1 protein-coding gene is annotated in these 244 nt (G+C 44.3%); it reads right to left on the bottom strand.

The genetic code is table 11. The annotated features are described in order from the left end of the window. Nucleotides 1-244: response regulator (locus tag SB765_RS32855; protein ID WP_410932924.1), on the bottom strand; the 244-nt coding region annotated here is incomplete at both ends.

Raw genomic sequence — 244 nt, forward strand, 5'->3', positions numbered from 1 at the left:
TGCCTTAATTGTGCCCGAACCCTTGCCAGCAACTCAGAAAATGAAAAAGGTTTTACCAGATAATCATTTGCTCCACTGTCCAGCCCTCTGACTCTGTCATCGACAGAATCCCTTGCAGTAAGGCAAATAACAGGGGTTTGCTTTGCTGTTCTTAACGTTTGTAAGATCTGCCAGCCATCCATACCCGGAAGCATAATATCCAGAATGATCAATGCATAATCATCCTTCAGCGCAAGATAAAGCC

Source organism: Pseudomonas sp. SIMBA_067 (assembly GCF_046534675.1).
Lineage (GTDB): Bacteria > Pseudomonadota > Gammaproteobacteria > Pseudomonadales > Pseudomonadaceae > Aquipseudomonas > Aquipseudomonas putida.